The sequence below is a fragment of the Nonomuraea sp. JJY05 genome, from assembly GCF_043496855.1.
Lineage (GTDB): Bacteria > Actinomycetota > Actinomycetes > Streptosporangiales > Streptosporangiaceae > Nonomuraea.
In genome coordinates, this window is sequence record NZ_JBIEIS010000040.1 from 78,176 (window position 1) to 94,632 (window position 16,457).

At 70.6% G+C, this 16,457-nt stretch carries 19 protein-coding genes; 12 read left to right on the top strand and 7 right to left on the bottom strand.

All coding sequences use genetic code 11. The annotated features are described in order from the left end of the window. Positions 1–29 precede the first annotated feature (29 nt). The 3 genes from ACFKCF_RS45405 to ACFKCF_RS45415 are packed head-to-tail and all read left to right on the top strand — an operon-like array spanning position 30 to position 3,240. Positions 30–1,379 (top strand): efflux RND transporter periplasmic adaptor subunit, encoded by a 1,350-nt coding sequence (locus ACFKCF_RS45405; RefSeq protein ID WP_394501586.1) that lies wholly within the window; start codon positions 30–32, stop codon positions 1,377–1,379. Continuing rightward, positions 1,376–2,059, top strand: coding sequence for an ABC transporter ATP-binding protein (locus tag ACFKCF_RS45410; protein ID WP_394501587.1), 684 nt, complete (start codon positions 1,376–1,378; stop codon positions 2,057–2,059). Before ACFKCF_RS45405 ends, ACFKCF_RS45410 begins: the two co-directional genes overlap by 4 nt. Then, positions 2,056–3,240 carry an ABC transporter permease gene (locus tag ACFKCF_RS45415; protein WP_394501588.1) on the top strand — a complete coding sequence of 395 codons (1,185 nt, stop codon included), beginning with the start codon at positions 2,056–2,058 and terminating at the stop codon, positions 3,238–3,240. The genes ACFKCF_RS45410 and ACFKCF_RS45415 overlap by 4 nt, the downstream gene beginning before the upstream one ends. A 2-nt stretch (positions 3,241–3,242) precedes the next feature. Here the strand turns inward: ACFKCF_RS45415 and ACFKCF_RS45420 are convergent, their stop codons facing one another. From ACFKCF_RS45420 to ACFKCF_RS45435, 4 genes are all read right to left on the bottom strand, one after another. Beyond that, positions 3,243–3,983, bottom strand: a complete 741-nt coding sequence (locus ACFKCF_RS45420) for an ABC transporter permease subunit (protein ID WP_394501589.1) — start codon at positions 3,981–3,983, stop codon at positions 3,243–3,245. Then, positions 3,980–4,870 (bottom strand): ABC transporter ATP-binding protein, encoded by an 891-nt coding sequence (locus ACFKCF_RS45425; RefSeq protein WP_394501590.1) that lies wholly within the window; start codon positions 4,868–4,870, stop codon positions 3,980–3,982. Before ACFKCF_RS45425 ends, ACFKCF_RS45420 begins: the two co-directional genes overlap by 4 nt. Positions 4,871–4,949: 79 nt before the next feature. Next, the gene (locus ACFKCF_RS45430) at positions 4,950–5,672 is read right to left on the bottom strand and encodes a response regulator (protein ID WP_394501591.1); all 723 of its coding nucleotides are present in this window, start codon (positions 5,670–5,672) and stop codon (positions 4,950–4,952) included. Then, positions 5,669–6,790 (bottom strand): sensor histidine kinase, encoded by a 1,122-nt coding sequence (locus tag ACFKCF_RS45435; RefSeq protein ID WP_394501592.1) that lies wholly within the window; start codon positions 6,788–6,790, stop codon positions 5,669–5,671. The genes ACFKCF_RS45430 and ACFKCF_RS45435 overlap by 4 nt, the downstream gene beginning before the upstream one ends. Positions 6,791–6,898: 108 nt before the next feature. Between ACFKCF_RS45435 and ACFKCF_RS45440 the strand changes: the two genes are divergently transcribed. From ACFKCF_RS45440 to ACFKCF_RS45480, 9 genes are all read left to right on the top strand, one after another. Further along, a complete protein-coding gene (locus tag ACFKCF_RS45440) occupies positions 6,899–8,062 on the top strand; it encodes an acetoin utilization protein AcuC (RefSeq protein ID WP_394501593.1) in 1,164 nt (387 codons plus the stop codon). A 12-nt stretch (positions 8,063–8,074) separates the two neighbouring features. Next, complete coding sequence (locus ACFKCF_RS45445) at positions 8,075–8,857, top strand: phosphatase (RefSeq protein ID WP_394501594.1); 783 nt, start codon at positions 8,075–8,077, stop codon at positions 8,855–8,857. Positions 8,858–9,169: 312 nt separating this feature from the next. Beyond that, positions 9,170–9,373 carry a helix-turn-helix domain-containing protein gene (locus tag ACFKCF_RS45450; protein WP_026214222.1) on the top strand — a complete coding sequence of 68 codons (204 nt, stop codon included), beginning with the start codon at positions 9,170–9,172 and terminating at the stop codon, positions 9,371–9,373. A 184-nt stretch (positions 9,374–9,557) separates the two neighbouring features. Next, positions 9,558–9,656: a 30S ribosomal protein bS22 gene (locus ACFKCF_RS45455; RefSeq protein ID WP_018654693.1), complete on the top strand. Its 99-nt coding sequence runs from the start codon at positions 9,558–9,560 to the stop codon at positions 9,654–9,656. A gap of 22 nt (positions 9,657–9,678) precedes the next feature. Further along, positions 9,679–10,674, top strand: coding sequence for an NAD-dependent epimerase/dehydratase family protein (locus tag ACFKCF_RS45460; protein ID WP_394501595.1), 996 nt, complete (start codon positions 9,679–9,681; stop codon positions 10,672–10,674). Next, positions 10,671–11,573: a lysophospholipid acyltransferase family protein gene (locus ACFKCF_RS45465; protein WP_394501596.1), complete on the top strand. Its 903-nt coding sequence runs from the start codon at positions 10,671–10,673 to the stop codon at positions 11,571–11,573. The genes ACFKCF_RS45460 and ACFKCF_RS45465 overlap by 4 nt, the downstream gene beginning before the upstream one ends. Positions 11,574–11,636: 63 nt before the next feature. Next, entirely contained in the window at positions 11,637–12,431 is a 795-nt protein-coding gene (locus tag ACFKCF_RS45470) for an SDR family NAD(P)-dependent oxidoreductase (RefSeq protein WP_394501597.1), read from the top strand. A gap of 58 nt (positions 12,432–12,489) precedes the next feature. Next, positions 12,490–13,068, top strand: a complete 579-nt coding sequence (locus ACFKCF_RS45475) for an RNA polymerase sigma factor (RefSeq protein WP_394501598.1) — start codon at positions 12,490–12,492, stop codon at positions 13,066–13,068. 2 nt (positions 13,069–13,070) lie between these two features. Next, positions 13,071–14,081 carry an LCP family protein gene (locus ACFKCF_RS45480; RefSeq protein ID WP_394501599.1) on the top strand — a complete coding sequence of 337 codons (1,011 nt, stop codon included), beginning with the start codon at positions 13,071–13,073 and terminating at the stop codon, positions 14,079–14,081. A gap of 107 nt (positions 14,082–14,188) precedes the next feature. Here the strand turns inward: ACFKCF_RS45480 and ACFKCF_RS45485 are convergent, their stop codons facing one another. Genes ACFKCF_RS45485 through ACFKCF_RS45495 form a run of 3 tightly spaced genes read right to left on the bottom strand, consistent with a single transcriptional unit; the run spans position 14,189 to position 16,413 of the window. Then, complete coding sequence (locus ACFKCF_RS45485) at positions 14,189–15,064, bottom strand: HAD family hydrolase (RefSeq protein WP_394501600.1); 876 nt, start codon at positions 15,062–15,064, stop codon at positions 14,189–14,191. 18 nt (positions 15,065–15,082) lie between these two features. Next, positions 15,083–15,715, bottom strand: coding sequence for a DUF5667 domain-containing protein (locus tag ACFKCF_RS45490; protein WP_394501601.1), 633 nt, complete (start codon positions 15,713–15,715; stop codon positions 15,083–15,085). 59 nt (positions 15,716–15,774) lie between these two features. Beyond that, entirely contained in the window at positions 15,775–16,413 is a 639-nt protein-coding gene (locus ACFKCF_RS45495) for a sigma-70 family RNA polymerase sigma factor (RefSeq protein WP_185069962.1), read from the bottom strand. Positions 16,414–16,457 lie beyond the last annotated feature (44 nt).

Here is a 16,457-nt window from a genome sequence, read left to right on the forward strand (position 1 = left end):
CGGCCGGCCCCGCTCCTACGATGGGTCGGGTGACGTTACGTCGCGGCATCGCGCCGCTGCTCGTCCTTTTCGCACTGACCGGCTGCACGTCCGAGGCGCCGCCCGCGGTCCAGGTCGGCGAGGTCGGCCGGGGCCCGGTCACGGAGGTCGTGGAGGCCCCCGCCACGATCGGCGCGCGTGCCTCCGCGACCCTGCGCTCGCCCGCCCAGGGCACGATCGCCAAGCTGTACGTCCGCGAGGGCGATCGCGTGCGCAAGGGCCAGATCCTGGTCAGGATCAGCTCGCCCCAGGCGCAGAGCCGGCTCCGGCAGGCCCGCCAGGCCTCCAAGGCGGCCACCCCCGCGAGCTTCAGCACGCCGCAGGTCCGGCTGCCGTCGTTCGACACCCGGGCGTTCGACCGCAAGGTGGCCGCCCACTTCGCCAGGGCCCGCAGGGAGGCGAAGAAGGTCGAGGACGCGAGGACGCGCAGGCAGCTCCTGAACGCCATCGACCTCGCCCAGGCCCAGCACAAGGCGCAGACCAGGGCCCTGGCCTCGATCACCGCCCAGCTCAACCGCTCGATCAGCGGCCTGCTGTCCGGCGTGACCAGCGGGCTGTCCAGCTCCATGGCCTCGCTGCAGGCAGCCTCGAAATCGCAGGCCAAGGCGGCGGTCAAGGCGGCGGAGAGCACGGTCAGGTCGCTCACCATCAAGGCGCCGTTCGGCGGCGTCGTCACCCTCGGCCGCGCCTCGGGCGGGGGCGGGGGCGGCGTCGAAGGGCTGCTCAGCCAGCTGCCCGGCGGCGGGCAGCAGCTCCCGTCACTGCCGTCGGCGGGCGGCTCCACGTCCGGCAGCCCCGTCGCCGCGGGCGTCCCCGTCTCGGCGGGCGACTCCGTCGTCAGCGTCACCGACGTCTCCAAGCTCACCCTGGACGCCGACGTCGACGAGACCGACGTGCTGCTGGTCAAGAAGGGCGTGCGGGCCGGCGTCGAGCTGGACGCGGTGCCGGGCGCCACGTACACGGCCGTGGTGACCGGCATCGGCGTCACCCCCATGGAGGGCACCACGGGCGGCGTCAGCTACCCGGTGCGGCTCGCGCTCGGGCCCGGCGCCTTCGACGACGGCTCCAAGGCGCCCACGCCCAAGCCGGGCATGAGCGCCGTCACGCGGCTGACCGTGCGCGAGTCGCCCTCCGCCGTCTCGGCCCCGGCCTCGGCCATCGTCTCCAGCGGGCGCGAGAGCGTGGTCTGGGCGATCAGGAACGGCGTGGCGGAGCGCCGCGTGGTCAAGCTGGGGGCCCAGGGAGACGCGGTGGTCGAGGTGCTGAGCGGGCTGTCCGTGGGCGACCGGATCGTGGTCAAGGGCGCGGACTCCGTACGGCAAGGGCAGCAGATCCCATGACGGCCGCCATCGAGGCGGTGGACCTCACCCGGCGCTACCAGCTCGACGGCGTGGCCGTGGAGGCGCTGCGCGGCGTGACGCTCCGGATCGACCAGGGCGAGTTCGCCGCCATCGTCGGGCCGTCCGGGTCCGGCAAGTCCACGCTCATGCACCTGCTCGGCTGCCTCGACCGCCCGAGCTCGGGCGTGCTCAAGGTCAACGGGGTGGAGATCTCCGGACTGTCCGACACCGAGCTGGCCGAGCTGCGGAACAAGACCATCGGCTTCGTCTTCCAGTCCTTCCACCTGCTGGCCAGGACGTCGGCGCTGGACAACGTGGCGTTGCCGCTGGTCTACCGGGGGGTCGGCCGGGCCGAGCGGCGCGTGCGGGCCCGTACGGCGCTGGAGGCGGTCGGGCTCGGGCACCGGCTGGAGCACCGGCCGTCCCAGATGTCCGGCGGCGAGCAGCAGCGCGTCGCCATCGCCAGGGCGCTGGTCGGGGAGCCCAAGGTGCTGCTGGCCGACGAGCCCACGGGCAACCTCGACACCGCCAACGGGGCCGAGGTCATGGCCATCCTCGACCGCCTCAACGGCGAGGGCGGCGTGGCCGTGGTGCTCGTCACGCACGAGCCGGACGTCGCCGCCCACGCCCGGCGGCAGATCTACGTGCGCGACGGGTTGATCGAGAGGGACAGCGCGTGAGATCCAGCGAGTCTTTCGTGATGGCGCTGGAGGCGCTCCGGGTCAATCGGCTGCGGAGCGCGCTGACCATGCTGGGCGTGATCATCGGCGTGCTGGCCGTGGTGATCCTGGTGGCCATCGGCACCGGCGCGAAGGACGAGATCGAGAAGCAGATCTCGGGCCTGGGCACGAACATCATCCTCGTCGTGCCCGGCCGCATCAGCCTGGGCGCGGCCCCGACGCAGAGCAAGCTGGGCCTGGCCGACGTCGCCTACCTGCGGCGCGTGGTGGGCGACCCGTCGAAGGTGACGGTCTCGCTGCAGTCGGGCGAGACCGTACGGGTCGGCAGGGTCGAGGCGTTCGTCACGGTGATCGGCACCGACCAGAACCTCGTCAACATCTTCGAGCGCCCCCTGGACAAGGGCCGCCCGCTGAGCGAGACCGACGTGGACACCCGGCGCAGGGTGGCGGTGCTCGGCTCGGAGGTGGCCGACCGGCTGTTCGGCGACCTGGACCCGATCGGGCGGCAGGTGACGGTGTCCGGAGCCAGGTTCCGGGTGGTGGGCGTGTACGCCGAGATCGGGCAGACGTTCGGGCTCTCCCGCGACCAGGAGATCCACATCCCGGTGACGACGGCGCAGCGGCTGTTCGGGATCGAGCGGATCAACGGGCTGGCGGTCGGCGCGTCCGGGCCGGAGGAGATCGATCCGCTCTCGGAGAAGGTGACCGCGGCGCTGCGGGCGCGGTATCCGGGCGAGCAGTTCTCGGCGGTCACGCAGACCGCGCTGCTCGGCACGATCGGCAGCGTGCTGGGCATGCTCACCGGCGTGCTGGCCGCCATCGCGGGGATCTCGCTGCTGGTCGGCGGCGTCGGCGTGTCGAACATCATGCTGGTCAGCGTCCGCGAGCGCACCCGGGAGATCGGGTTGCGCAAGGCGCTGGGCGCCAGGCAGCGCGACATCCTCGCCCAGTTCCTCATCGAGGCGGTGCTGCTGACCACGATCGGCGGGCTCGCCGGGATCGTGCTCGGGGTGGGTGGCGCGCTGGCCATCGCGGCGTTCACCGAGGTACCCGCGTCGATCACGTGGTGGTCGATCGCGCTGGCGTTCGGGGTGTCGGCGGCGGTCGGGGTGTTCTTCGGGGTGGCGCCGGCGCGGAGGGCGGGCCGGCTGGACCCCGTCGTCGCCCTCCGGGCCGAGTGATCTCAGGCGTCCCGCCTCTGCATCAGGGCGGCCCCCGCGATCATGGCGATCACGACCCAGACGAGGTAGACGCCGAACCCGTTCCACGGGCCGAGCGAGCTGCCGCCCCGGGGCATCACGATCTGGGAGCCGGCGTTGGTGGTGAAGTAGTCGGACACGGTCTTGCCCCACTGGCCGGGCAGCATGGTCGTCACCTGCGGCAGGACCAGCATCAGCGCGATGGCCGAGACGATCGCGCCCGGCGTGTGCCGGACGAGCGTGCCCAGCCCCAGCCCGAACAGCCCGCAGGCGGTCAGGTAGAGGCCGCCCCCGAGCACGGCCTGGACCACGTCACCGGTCTGGAGCGCCGGCGGCTGCGTGACCGCCAGGCTGACGACGACCGAGGCCGCGGACGCGACCGTGGAGACGACCAGGGACACCGCCGTGAACACCACGATCTTGCCGGTCAGCAGGCTCATGCGCCTGGGCACGGCCATCAGCGACGTGCGGATGCCGCCCGTGCGGTACTCGCTGGAGATGACCAGCACGCCCAGCGTGGCCATGGACAGCGAGGCGAACATGGTGCCGACCAGCCCCATCATGATCGCCTGCGGTGCGTCGATCGGCCCGTCGGCCGAATTTTCGGCGGCGACGCTGATGAGCGCGCCCATGCCCAGCATCAGCAGCGCGGTGACGGCCAGCGTCCACACCGTGGAGCGGACCGAGCGGATCTTGGTCCATTCGGACCTGAGGATGTCGATCACGACGAGAACTCCAGGCTGTCCTTGGTGAGCTCCATGTAGGCCGCTTCCAGCGAGGGCTGCACGAACGTCAGCTCCTCCAGCGGGATCCCGGCCCGGGCGGTGAGGGTGCCGATCTCGAGCGTGCTCATCGCGGTCACGCGCAGGTGGTCGGGGTGCAGCTCGCCGACCTTGACCAGCTCGGCCACCTCGGCCAGCCGGGGCGAGCGGACCCGTACGTAGCCCTGCGAGCTGCGCCCGATGAACTCCTGCACGCTCGTGTCGGCGATGAGCCGTCCCCTGCCGATCACGATCAGGTGGTCGGCCGTCTGCGCCATCTCGCTCATCAGGTGGCTGGAGACGAACACGGTCCGGCCCTCGGCGGCCAGCTTGCGCATGAACGTGCGGATCCACAGGATGCCGTCGGGGTCGAGCCCGTTGACGGGCTCGTCGAAGATCAGGATCTCCGGGTCGCCGAGCAGCGCCGCGGCGATGCCCAGCCGCTGCGACATGCCCAGCGAGAAGCCGCCGACCCGCCGCTTGGCCACCTCGCGCAGGCCCACCGCGTCCAGCACCTCGTTCACGCGGCTCGCGGGGATGCCGTTGCTCTGCGCGATGGCCAGCAGGTGGTTGTGCGCGCTCCGCCCGCCGTGCACGGCCTTGGCGTCCAGCAGCGCGCCCACCTTGCGCAGCGGATGCCTCAGCTCCCCGTACGGCCGGCCGTCCACGAGCACCGAGCCGCCGGACGGCCGGTCGAGCCCGAGGATCATGCGCATGGTCGTCGATTTGCCGGCTCCGTTGGGCCCCAGGAATCCGGTCACCTGGCCCGGCTCGACGTCGAAGGACAGGTCTGAGACGGCCGTGGTGCCGCCGTAGCGCTTGCTCAGGTTCGTAGCTCGTATCGCGCTCATGATCCCAGCGTGCCGTCGCGTGCGCCCGGTTTCCTCCTGCCCGGGAACCGTCTCCGGCGAGGGGCCTGGGAGCCTGGTCCTACTCTCCTGGGCGGATCAGCCCCGCCTCGTACGCCACGATCACGGCCTGCGCCCGATCCCTGACCCCGATCTTGGCGAACAGGCTCGTCACGTGGTTCTTGACGGTCGAGGGGGAGACGGACAGGTCGTGGGCGATCTCGGCGTTGGACCTGCCGCGGGCGATCAGCACGAGGACCTCCCGCTCGCGGTCGGTCAGCCCGTCCAGCTCGGCGGGGATCGGCCTCGGACGGGCCCTGCCCTCCGGCCGGGCTCCGCCCGGCCTCGTGTGATGGATGTCCTCGCTTGGCCGCGGATCCGTCACGCGTACGAACGTGCCGATCAGCCGGGTCAGCAGGCGCGGCGCGACGGCCGACTCGCCCCGGTGCACCACGCGCACCCCCTCGATGAGCTCCTCGGGGGAGACGTCCTTGGGCAGGAACCCGCCGGCGCCCGCCCTGAGCGCCGCGACCACGTTCTCGTCCAGGTCGAACGTGCTCAGCGCGAGCACCCGCACCTCCGGCAGCTCCGCGGTGATCAGCTCGGTCGCGCGCACCCCGTCGAGGCCCGGCATGTGCAGGTCCATCAGCACCACGTCGGGCCGCAGCCGCCGGCACAGCTCCACCGCCTCGGCCCCGTCCGCGGCCTCGCCGACCACGTCGAGGTCGGGCTGCGCGTCGAGCATCAGCCGGAAGCCCTTGCGGACCAGCTCGTGGTCGTCGGCCAGCAGTATCTTGATCTTCACGGCGCCTCCAGGGGGATGCGGGCGTGCACGCGGAAGCCTCCTTCTGGGCGGGGCCCGGTCGAGAGCTGGCCGCCGCATAACGCCACCCGTTCGGCCATGCCGCCGAGCCCGAACCCCGGCGTGCCGCCGCCCGCGGCCGGCCCGTCGTCCACCACCTCGACCTCCACGGCCCGGGGCTCGTACGCCAGCCGCACGCTCGCCCTGGCGCTGGTCGCGTGCTTGCGGGTGTTGGTCAGCGCCTCCTGCACGATCCGGTAGACGGCGTGGTCGACGGTCGCGGGCAGGGCGACGGGCTCGCCCGTCACGACCAGGCTGGCGGGCAGCCCCGCCGACTTCGCCTCCTTGATCAACGAGGGTAGCCGGTCCGCGCCCACCCCCGTCGCGGCGTCCGGGCCCTCGCTGCCGTCGGCCCTGAGCACGTCCAGCAGGCGGCGCATCTCCGACATCGCCTGCCGGGCGGTCTGTTCGGCGCTCTCCAGCGCGTTCCTGGTGACCTCCTGCTCGGGTGGGAGAGTCGCCCGCGCGCCGCCGACCAGGGCGTTGATGACGGTGATGTGGTGGGCGACCACGTCGTGCAGCTCCCTGGCGATGCGCCGCCGCTCGGCGCGCACGGCCGCGTCGGCGGCCTCGCGCCGGCCGCGCTCGGCGAGCTCGGTCCTGAGCCGGACGATCAACCCGATCCCCACGGGCACGCCGACGGAGAACAGGGAGATCACCCAGCCGCCGGTGAACTGCCTGAGCACTTGCGCGGCCGTCGCGTACTCGGCGAACACCGCCGCCGTCGTGATCGCGGTCGTGCGGCCCGCGGTGTAGCGGCCCACGCTGTAGAGCGCGATGGACGCGGCCACGCCGCTGTTCAGCGCCGTCTCGGTCGCGATGTTCGCGACGTCCACCAAGGTCACCAGCGCGACGGTGAGCAGCGGCCTGCGGCGGCGCATGAGCAGGGGCGGCATGCCCGCCAGGTAGAACGCCACGCTCCGCACGGACTCCATGTCGCCCCGGGAAAGCATGACGAGCAGCGCGATCAGAGCGGGAAGGGAGAGCACGACCACCAGCGTCGTGTCGAAGACCCTGGGACGTCTGAAGTAGCGCACGATCTTGAGGAAGGTTCGCCGCACGCTACGACCCTAATCAGGAAATTTCTAGATCGGCTGGCTGGTCCTGGACTACAACGCGGCGTCTGCCCTGCGGTAACGTCGGCCCCAAGGACCAGGGAGAGGACACGGATGAGCCGGTCGGCGCGGGTGATCTGGGACGACGCTCTCACCTCCTACAACTTCGGCCCGAGCCATCCGCTCGCCCCCGTCCGGGTGGAGCTGACCATGGCGCTCGCCCGCGCGCTCGGCGTGCTCGACAAGGTCGAGCTGGCCGGCTGCGAGCCCGCGACCGACGCCGAGCTGGCCATGGTCCACACGAGCGACTACATCGAGGCCGTCAAGCGCGTGTCCGTCGCCGGGCGGCCCGATCTCGGCGCCGGGCTCGGCACGCCGGACAACCCCGCGTTCCAGGGCGTGCACGACGCCTCCGCGCTGATCGCCGGCGCTTCGCTGGCCGCCGCCCGCGCGGTCTGGGAGGGTTCGGCCGAGCACGCCGTCAACGTCGCCGGCGGCCTCCACCACGCGATGCCCTCCACCGCGAGCGGCTTCTGCGTCTACAACGATCCCGCGCTGGCCATCGCCTGGCTGCTGCGGCAGGGGGCCGGCCGCATCGCGTACGTGGACGTGGACGTCCACCACGGCGACGGCGTCCAGGCGGCCTTCTACGACGACCCCAGGGTCCTGACGATCAGCCTGCACGAGAGCCCGCGCACGCTGTTCCCCGGCACCGGCTTCCCGGAGGAGACCGGGGCGGAGGGCACGTCCGTCAACGTCGCGCTCCCCGCGGGGACCGGCGACTCGGGGTGGCTGCGGGCCTTCCACGCGGTCGTGCCACCGTTGCTGCGCGAGTTCAGGCCGGAGATCCTGGTCACCCAGCACGGCTGCGACAGCCACGCGCTCGACCCCCTGGCCAATCTCATGCTCAGCGTCGACGGCCAGCGGGCCGCGTACGCCGCCCTGCACCGCCTGGCCCACGAGACGGCCGGCGGCCGGTGGATCGCCACCGGTGGCGGCGGTTACGAGCTGGTGCAGGTGGTGCCGCGGGCGTGGACCCATCTCATCGCCGAACTGGCCGGTCACCCGATCGATCCGGCCACGCCGACGAGCCAGAGCTGGCGCCAGTTCGTCAGGGAACGTACGGGCGAGACGCCGCCGCTGACGATGACGGATGGTCGCAATCCGGAATTTCGTGACATCTCTGGTGGTTATGACCCAGCGGACCCCATTGACCGTGCTGTCATGGCGACCCGACATGCGGTGTTCCCCCTGCACGGCCTCGATCCGATGCCCTAACGAGGAAGTGCTGTGCTTAGCCGCGACCAACTACGAGAGCATCTTGTCCAGACTCGAATAGCCGGCGACGTCGCGACCCCCCGAGAGAACAACCTCGACCACTACAGTTCGCTCGCCAACGGTGACCCGCACTACAAGCTGGGCCTGACCTTCGACCAGCCGTGGTCGTACCGCGACATCCTGGCGCTCATGACCAAGTCGGCCGGCGTGGTCCCCGACCCCGACCACCGCTGGGGCCAGGACACCATCGACCCCGACCTGACGATCGACGCGCTCGACGACATGGCCGAGTCCATCGCCGCCGTGCTGTCGCGGGAGAACCCGCGCGTCCTGCTCGCCACCGGGCACCCGACCGGGCTGCTCGCCGTGCACCTGCCGCTGGCGCGGCTCTGCGCCGAACGCGGGGCCCAGCTGCTCGCGCCCGGCGAGGGATGGTCGTACTCCGGAGCCGGTTTCGGGCGCCGGCGGAAGATCCGCTACCTGCAGGACGTCGCCATGCTCGACGACCGGGGCGCGTTCGTGCACACCCACGACGCCACGCCCATGCGCCACATGATCGACGAGCTCGGCGGGGAGCTTCCCGACCTCGTGATCGCCGACCACGGCTGGGCGGGAGCGGCGGGAGAGGCCGGTGCGCACACGGTGGCGTTCGCCGACAGCAACGACCCCGGGCTGTTCCTCGGCGAGGCCGAAGGAAAGATTGACGTGGTCGTACCGCTTGATGACAATGTGCTACCACGCTTTTACGCTCCGCTGACGGAGCGGATCGTCACTCACGTCTCACGAGCCCTTTGAGTCGAATTCGGTCCTCCGCATACCGTCTTTTCGCGCCTGCATTCCAAGGGGCTCGCTGTCCCTTTGCCAACTTTTGATGGGGCTCCGGCGACTCTTATGTGTGGCAACTTGGACAGTTCCAACGTCCAGGTGAGGTGCTCTGCCCGGCTGCTCACCAGCGATTTCGCTGGTTCGGCTGACAGGCGGCTCCGGCGACTGAGAAACTAGGGGGTTTGCGCACCCGGAGTCCCGACTTACGCTGACGGCAGTACACGTGCGTGAGCAATGGCACCAGTGGGGATAACCCGGAAACACGTGCGGAAGAGGCGTCCGATGGGTGCAGGCGAAAGACCTCTCAGTGAGGTGAAGTTCCTGACCGTCGCGGAAGTGGCGACGGTCATGAGGGTGTCCAAGATGACGGTGTACCGGCTCGTCCACTCTGGCGAGTTGCCGGCCATCCGTGTCGGCCGGTCGTTCAGGGTGCCTGAGCAGGCGGTACACGACTATCTGCGGGAGGCCTACATCGAGGCAGGCTGAAGTAGCGACGTGACCCGTCATGTCGTGAATGTCGTGAAAGCTGTCCCGGGAGAGGCCCGGCCGCCGGAAGGCGCGACCGGGCTCTCACCCCCCGGTGGGGCGATCCACCGTCGATCGCCGGTAGTCTGTGAGCCGGTGTGCGCTCGCACTCCGGTCAGACTTGCTATCAGTACCTGGGGGTCCCGTGGGCTCTGTGATCAAGAAGCGCCGCAAGCGGATGGCTAAGAAGAAGCACCGCAAGCTGCTCAAGAAGACGCGCATCCAGCGGCGTAACAAGAAGTAACTTACGCAGCTGCGAGGCGCTGATGACCCACACTGTGCTGGTCACCGGGGTCTCGCGCCATATCGGCGCCCGGGTGGCGAGCGTTCTTGCGTCCGACCCGGACATCAGCCGCGTCATTGGAGTTGACACCGTGCCGCCCCCCTGGCTGACGCGGGACGGCGGCATCTCTCTCGGCCGGACTGAGTTCGTCCGGGTGGATTTGCGCAGCCCTGACATCGCTCAGGTGATCGCGGCTGCCGACATCGACACTGTTGTGCACATGAGCCTGGTCAGCGCTCCGTCGAGGAGCGGTGGCAGGGTCGCCATGAAAGAGCACAACGTGATCGGCACCATGCAACTGCTCGGTGCCTGCCAGCGGTCGGCGACCGTGCGGCGCGTGGTGGTCCGCTCCACCACCGCCGTCTACGGCTCGTCGCCGCGGGATCCCGCGGTGTTCACCGAGGACCTGGAGCCCCACGACGGCCCCACCCACGGCTACGCCAAGGACGCGGTCGAGGTCGAGGGCTACGTCCGGGGCTTCGCCCGGCGCCGTCCCGACGTGACGGTGTCGATGCTGCGCTTCGCCAACTTCATGGGTCCCGGCGTCGACTCGCCGCTGACCCGTTACTTCACCCAGCCGGTGCTGCCGACCGTGTTCGGCTTCGACCCGCGACTGCAGTTCATCCACGAGGACGACGCGGTCGAGGTGTTGCGCCGGATGGCGACCGAAGACCACCCCGGCACGTTCAACGTGGCCGGGGCAGGCGTGCTGCTGCTGTCGCAGTGCGCCAGGCGGGCGGGCCGGCCTTCGATGCCGCTGCCCTCGCCCGCGTTCAAGGTGCTGGGCAACGCCGTACGCAGGATCGGGCTGGTCGAATACTCGCCCGAGCAGGTCAGGCTGATGTGCCATGGGCGCGCGGTCGACACCTCCGCGCTGGAGGCGGCGCTCGGATGGAAGCCCAAGTTCACGACCGGGGCGGCGTTCGACGACTTCTTGCGCTCGCACGGCCTGCACCCGCTCGGAGGTGTGCGGAGTTGAGCGTTCCCCAGGAGCATGAGGACGCCGTGGTGATCCCGATCAGCGCGGCGCCGTCGTTCGAGGAGCCCGATCGGGTGGCCGGGCTGCTGGCCTTCCTGCGCAGGCGCGTCGAGGGCGAGTACGAGGTCGACGAGTTCGGCTACGACGCCGAGCTGACCGACAAGGTGGTCCTGGAGCTGATCAGGCCGCTCTACAACGACTGGTTCAGGGTCGAGACGGTCAAGCTCAAGAACATCCCCGACGAGGGCGGGGCGCTGGTCGTCGCCAACCACTCGGGCACGCTGCCGGTCGACGCACTGATGCTGCAGGTGGCCCTGCACGACGAGGCCCGCCGGCCGCTGCGGCTGCTCGGCGCCGACCTGGTCTACCAGCTCCCGGTGCTCAGCCACCTGGCCCGCAAGACCGGCCACACGCTGGCCTGCCCCGAGGACGCCGACCGGCTGCTGCGCAAGGGCGAGCTGGTCGGGGTGTTCCCCGAGGGCTTCAAGGGTGTGGGCAAGTCGTTCGCCGACCGCTACCGGCTGCAGCGGTTCGGCCGCGGCGGCTTCGTGGCCTCGGCCATCCGCGCGGGGGTGCCGATCGTGCCCACCGCGATCGTGGGGGCCGAGGAGATCTATCCCAAGCTCGGCGATCTGAAGTTCCTGGCCAGGATGCTCGGGCTGCCCTATCTGCCGATCACGCCGTTCTTCCCGCTGCTCGGGCCGCTCGGGCTGGTGCCGCTGCCGTCCAAGTGGATGATCGAGTTCGGCGAGCCGATCCGCACCGACGAGTACGAGCCGTCCGCGGCCGACGACCCGATGCTGGTCTTCAACCTCACCGACCACGTACGCGAGGTCATCCAGCAGATGCTCAACGAGCTGCGGCTGCGCCGGGGGCACGCCTTCCCGCCCTTCGTGTGAAACCTGCGGGGCGCCACCGGTGTTCAACGGGCGACACATTCGCCGAACACCGGGAGGAATCCCATGGATCTTCAGCTTTCCGGCCGCGTCGCCGTCGTCACCGGCGCGTCCAAGGGCATCGGACTGGCCGTGGCCACCACTCTGGCCGAGGAGGGCGCCCACGTCGTGGCGGCCTCGCGGACCCGTACGGACGAGCTGCCCGACAAGGTCGTGCACGTGGCCGTCGACCTGATGGACCCCGAGGCGCCCGCGCGGGTCGTGGCGCGGGCCATGGAGGAGTTCGGCGGGGTGGACATCCTGGTCAACAACGCCGGCGGCCCGCCGCCGGGGGCGACGCTGCCGCGCGCCGGGTTCCTTACGCCCTCCGACGAGGACTGGGCGGCCATGTTCGAGTTCAACCTGTTCTCGGTCGTGCGCATGATCCGGGCGGCCCTGCCCGTCATGCTGGAGCGGGGCGGCGGCTCGATCGTCAACGTCTCCTCGACCATGAGCAGGCAGGCCGGCCCCATCAACGTCGACTACGGCGCCGCCAAGGCGGCCGTGAACCAGATCACCAAGGCCGTCTCGGAGGAGTACGGGCCCCAGGGCGTCAGGGTCAACACGGTGATGCCCGGCCCGGTGCTCACGGACTGGTGGACCAAGGAGGGCGGCGCGGCCGAGGTCTTCGCGGGCATGGTGGGCTCCGACAAGAAGAGCGTGATCGCCGAGGTCGCTCCGGCCATGATGAAGCTGGCCACGGGGCGGCTCGTCCACCCGCAGGAGATCGCCGACGCGGTCGTCCTGCTCGCGTCGCCGCGGTCCGGCAGCACCACCGGCGCCGAGTTCGTGATCGACGGCGGTCAGCTCAAAGAAGTGTGAACCCTTTAGGCGGGTTGTGGCGAGACATCCGTGACCGATCTCCCACAGAAGGGCGGAGATGATCACGCAACCCGCCACCAGGAGTGCGGATTCGGAGCTCGTGAGCGCCTCGTGGACCGAACCCGAGGCGTTCGCCGAGCTCTTCGACCGCTACTCCGCGATGCTCTACCGGTACGTCTCCAAACGCCTCGGCCCCGAGCCGGCCGAGGACCTCGTCGGCGAGACGTTCCTGGTCGCCTTCTCGCGCAGGAAGAGCTACGACCTGGCGTACCCGGACGCCCGGCCGTGGCTGTTCGGCATCCTCACCAAGCTCATCTCCCGGCACCACCGCAAGGAGGCGGCCCGCTACCGGGCCCTCCTGCGCGCCCCTGTCGACTCCGACGTGGAGTCGCCCGCGGACCGCGTGGCCGCCGGGGTCACCGCCCAGGCCGTCCGCGCCGAACTGGCCGGGGCCCTCGCGGCGCTGCCCGCCAAGGACCGGGACGTGCTGCTGCTCATCGCCTGGGGCGATCTCACGTACGAGGAGGTCGGGCGGGCGCTCGGCATCCCCATCGGAACCGTGCGCTCCCGCCTCAACAGGGGCAGGCGGAAGGTGCGGGCCGCACTCGGCGACACCAACCCCATGGAGGAGGAGTGACGATGGACGACCTGAAGCTGCTCCGGGACCTCGGGGCGCAGATCGGGCACGAGGCGCCCGCGACGCTCGTCCGCCAGCGCGAACGCCTGCTGCGCGGCCGTCCCCGCCGCCGGTGGGCCGCCTGGTGGACGGCGGGGCTCGTCGCGGTGGCCACGGCCGGCGCCGTCGCCGTGCCCGCCGTGCTCGTCAGCGGCCGCCCCACGGCCGCGCCGCCCGCCGGTTCGCAGGCCGTGGACATGAGCGGCACGCGGAACGTGCTGGTGATCGGCTCCGACACCCGCGAGGGCGACGGCAACGCCAAGTACGGCCCCGAGATGGCCAGGCGGAACGCCGGCAAGCGGTCCGACACGATCATGATCGTCCACGTCCCCGCCGACCGCGGCCGCGCCACCGCCGTCAGCGTCCCGCGCGACTCGATGGTCACGATCCCCCGCTGCGGCTCGTCGCCCTCCAGGGTCGACATGATCAACTCCGCGTACGACACCGGCGGGGCGGGCTGTCTCAAGCGCACTCTGGAGTCCCTGACGGGGCTGCGGATCCAGCACTCGGTGGAGGTGGACTTCGCGGGCTTCAAGGGCATGGTGGACGCGATCGGGGGCGTCGAGGTGACGCTGCCCAGGGCCGTGGACGACAAGGCGTCGAAGCTCAAGCTGCCGGCCGGCAAGAGCATTCTGAACGGGGAGGCCGCACTGGGCTACATGCGGCTGCGGAACTACGGCGACGGGTCGGACATCCAGCGGATGAAGCGGCAGCAGACCCTCGTGCTGGCGATGCTGAAGAAGGGCCGGTCGGCGTTCTCCTCGCCCGAGCTGCTCAAGTCGTTCCTGGAGGAGATGCGCAAGTCGGTCAAGACCGATCTGGACCTGGAGTCGATGTACGAGCTGGCCGGCGAGCTGTCAGGCACCAAGCTGCACTTCACGACGGTCCCCTGGGAGCCGTATCCGGCGGACAAGAACCGCCTGCAGTGGAGACAACCGGAGGCGGCCAAGCTCTTCAAGGGCCTCGGCGGGTGAAGGACTCGCCGTGACGGCGCCCGGCCCCGCACGCCTGGTGACCGTCCCCCTGGACGGGGGCCGGCCCCGTGCGGCGGTTGGAGCCGCCCGTGCTCAGCCGTAAAAGGTCAGATGGAGTTGCGGTAATGGCGGCGGAGGGCGATGCCGGCGGCGATGCCGCCGGCTATGGCGCCCACGCCGGCCGCGATGGGCAGGGCCGTCAGGGTGGCCTTGCGGCCGGTGCGGAAGTCCTTGACGGGCCAGTCGTGCTTCCTGGCGTGCTCGCGCAGCTCGCTGTCCGGGTTGATGGCCACCGCCGAGCCCACCAGCGACAGCATCGGCAGGTCGTTGGCCGAGTCGCTGTAGGCCGTGCAGCGGGTCAGGTCGAGCCCCTCGTGGCGGGCCAGGGCCCGCACCGCCTCCGCCTTGGCGGGACCGTGCAGGAGGTCGCCCACCAGGCGTCCCGTGTAGATCCCGTCGCGGGTCTCGGCGACCGTGCCGAGGGCGCCGGTCAGGCCGAGCCGCTGCGCGATGACGCGGGCCAGCTCCACGGGGGTGGCGGTGACGAGCCAGACGCGCTGGCCCGCGTCCAGGTGGCTCTGGGCGAGGGAACGGGTGCCGCCCCAGATGCGGTCGGCCATGACCTCGTCGTAGATCTCCTCGCCGAGCCGTACGACGTCGTCGACCTTGGCCCCCGCCACGAACGCCAGCGCCGTCTCCCTGGCGACCGCGATGTGCTCGGGGTTCTCGTTGCCGCGCAGCCTGAACACGGCCTGCCCGACCGCGAACTTCATCAGGTCGGACGTCGTGAACATGCCCCGCGTCGCCAGCCCTCTGGCGAAGTGGTAGATCGAGGCCCCGCGCATCATCGTGTTGTCGACGTCGAAGAACGCCGCCGCCTCCAGGTCGGGCTCGACCGGGGCGACGGTGGCCGCCGCCTGCGCCGCGGCCTCGCCGGCGACCTCGGGCGCCACCTCGTGTCCTCGTCGAATTAGCCGCCACATGGCGCTCAGCTTACTTTCCTAGCCAGGCGCGACCAGACCCTCGATGTAGTCAAGGTATCCCTCCGCCTGGGCAAGTTGTGATTCGTCGAGCTGCGTGAGTATCGGCCCGACCACCTTCTTCTGGTCGCGGGCGAAAGTCTTGATCTTAGGGGAGCGCGGCTCCGCCCGCTCCAGCCTGCTGATGCCCGAGCGCGTCGACTCCTCCATGTCCTTCAGCGTCCTGCCGACCAGCGGGCCGCCCTCGGCCGAGCCGAGCAGGGTGGCGACCTCCCTGGCCCGGGTCTTGGCCGAGTCGAGCTCGCGTTCGCCGCGTTCGGCGTCGTCGCTGCTGAGGCGTACGAGCGTGCTCTCCGCGGCGCGCTTGAGCGGGTAGAGGGAGTCTCCCGGCACCGACTGGTACGTGGCGAAGGAGGAGATCATCATGGTCGCCGCCAGCGCCAGCGTGGCCAGCTGCGACAGCAGCGGCCTTCGGCGCGCCGGGCGGCGGTGAGCGGGCCTTTCCGGCTCGGGGGCGTCCAGGAGCGCGCCGGAGAGGAGTTCCGCGCGCAGCCGCTCGCGGAAGGCGGGCTCGGGCATGCCGCCGAGCGGCAGGCTGCGCAGCTCCGCGAGATGCTCGAGCACGAGCTCCCGCTCCCTGCGCGCCCTACCCATGACAGCTCCCTGACTGATCCGGCAGTGACATCTGACTAACGAGGTGCGGATGGGGGAAGTTACGCCAGATCGTGCTTAAGTGCCCTGGCCAGCGCCCGGACGGCACGGAACTGCAGCGCTTTGATCGCTCCACTCTTCTTCCCCATGATCAGCGCGGTTTCCGCGAGCGAGAGGCCGTGCAGGAAGCGCAGGACCACACACTCCTGCTGCTCGGGATTGAGATCTCGTACGGCACGCAGCACCCTGTCGTTGATGATGGCGTTGACCACGGCGTTCTCAGGGATGTGCGAGCCGTCGAGGGGTACGTCGATGATCTCGCCCGTCGGGATCTCCAGCCGGTAGCGACCGGACTTGAAGTGGTCGGTGACCAGGTTTCTGGCGATGGTCACGAGCCAGGCGCCGAAGTCGCGCCCCTGCCACGTGAAGTCGCCGATCCTGCGCAGCGCGCGCAGGAAGGTCTCGCTGGTGAGGTCCTCGGCTAATTGGTGTGACCCCACCCTGAAGTAGATGTAGCGGTAGACCAGATCCACATATCGGTCGTAGAGCGTGCCAAAGGAATCGGTGCAGCCACTTTTGGCGTGCAGCACCAGCGTGCGGATGTCGTCGGGCACTTCTTCACGCACGGCGGGCTCGCCCGTCCGGGCAGGCACAGCGACCGCTGGCGCAAGCAGCCCGGCGAACGGTGACGAGTCAGGCATCCGGTATCCCTACGGGTAAGGGGTGCGGCGTGCTCGAACACTCT

What these genes read in the sequence shown, in the direction of transcription:
- ACFKCF_RS45440 (WP_394501593.1), top strand. Translation starts at nt 6,899, where the DNA reads ATGAGCCGGTCGGCGCGGGTGATCTGGGACGACGCTCTCACCTCCTAC.
- ACFKCF_RS45495 (WP_185069962.1), bottom strand. Translation starts at nt 16,413, where the DNA reads ATGCCTGACTCGTCACCGTTCGCCGGGCTGCTTGCGCCAGCGGTCGCT.
- ACFKCF_RS45480 (WP_394501599.1), top strand. Translation starts at nt 13,071, where the DNA reads ATGGACGACCTGAAGCTGCTCCGGGACCTCGGGGCGCAGATCGGGCAC.
- ACFKCF_RS45490 (WP_394501601.1), bottom strand. Translation starts at nt 15,715, where the DNA reads ATGGGTAGGGCGCGCAGGGAGCGGGAGCTCGTGCTCGAGCATCTCGCG.
- ACFKCF_RS45410 (WP_394501587.1), top strand. Translation starts at nt 1,376, where the DNA reads ATGACGGCCGCCATCGAGGCGGTGGACCTCACCCGGCGCTACCAGCTC.
- ACFKCF_RS45450 (WP_026214222.1), top strand. Translation starts at nt 9,170, where the DNA reads ATGGGTGCAGGCGAAAGACCTCTCAGTGAGGTGAAGTTCCTGACCGTC.
- ACFKCF_RS45485 (WP_394501600.1), bottom strand. Translation starts at nt 15,064, where the DNA reads ATGTGGCGGCTAATTCGACGAGGACACGAGGTGGCGCCCGAGGTCGCC.
- ACFKCF_RS45470 (WP_394501597.1), top strand. Translation starts at nt 11,637, where the DNA reads ATGGATCTTCAGCTTTCCGGCCGCGTCGCCGTCGTCACCGGCGCGTCC.
- ACFKCF_RS45460 (WP_394501595.1), top strand. Translation starts at nt 9,679, where the DNA reads ATGACCCACACTGTGCTGGTCACCGGGGTCTCGCGCCATATCGGCGCC.
- ACFKCF_RS45425 (WP_394501590.1), bottom strand. Translation starts at nt 4,870, where the DNA reads ATGAGCGCGATACGAGCTACGAACCTGAGCAAGCGCTACGGCGGCACC.
- ACFKCF_RS45475 (WP_394501598.1), top strand. Translation starts at nt 12,490, where the DNA reads ATGATCACGCAACCCGCCACCAGGAGTGCGGATTCGGAGCTCGTGAGC.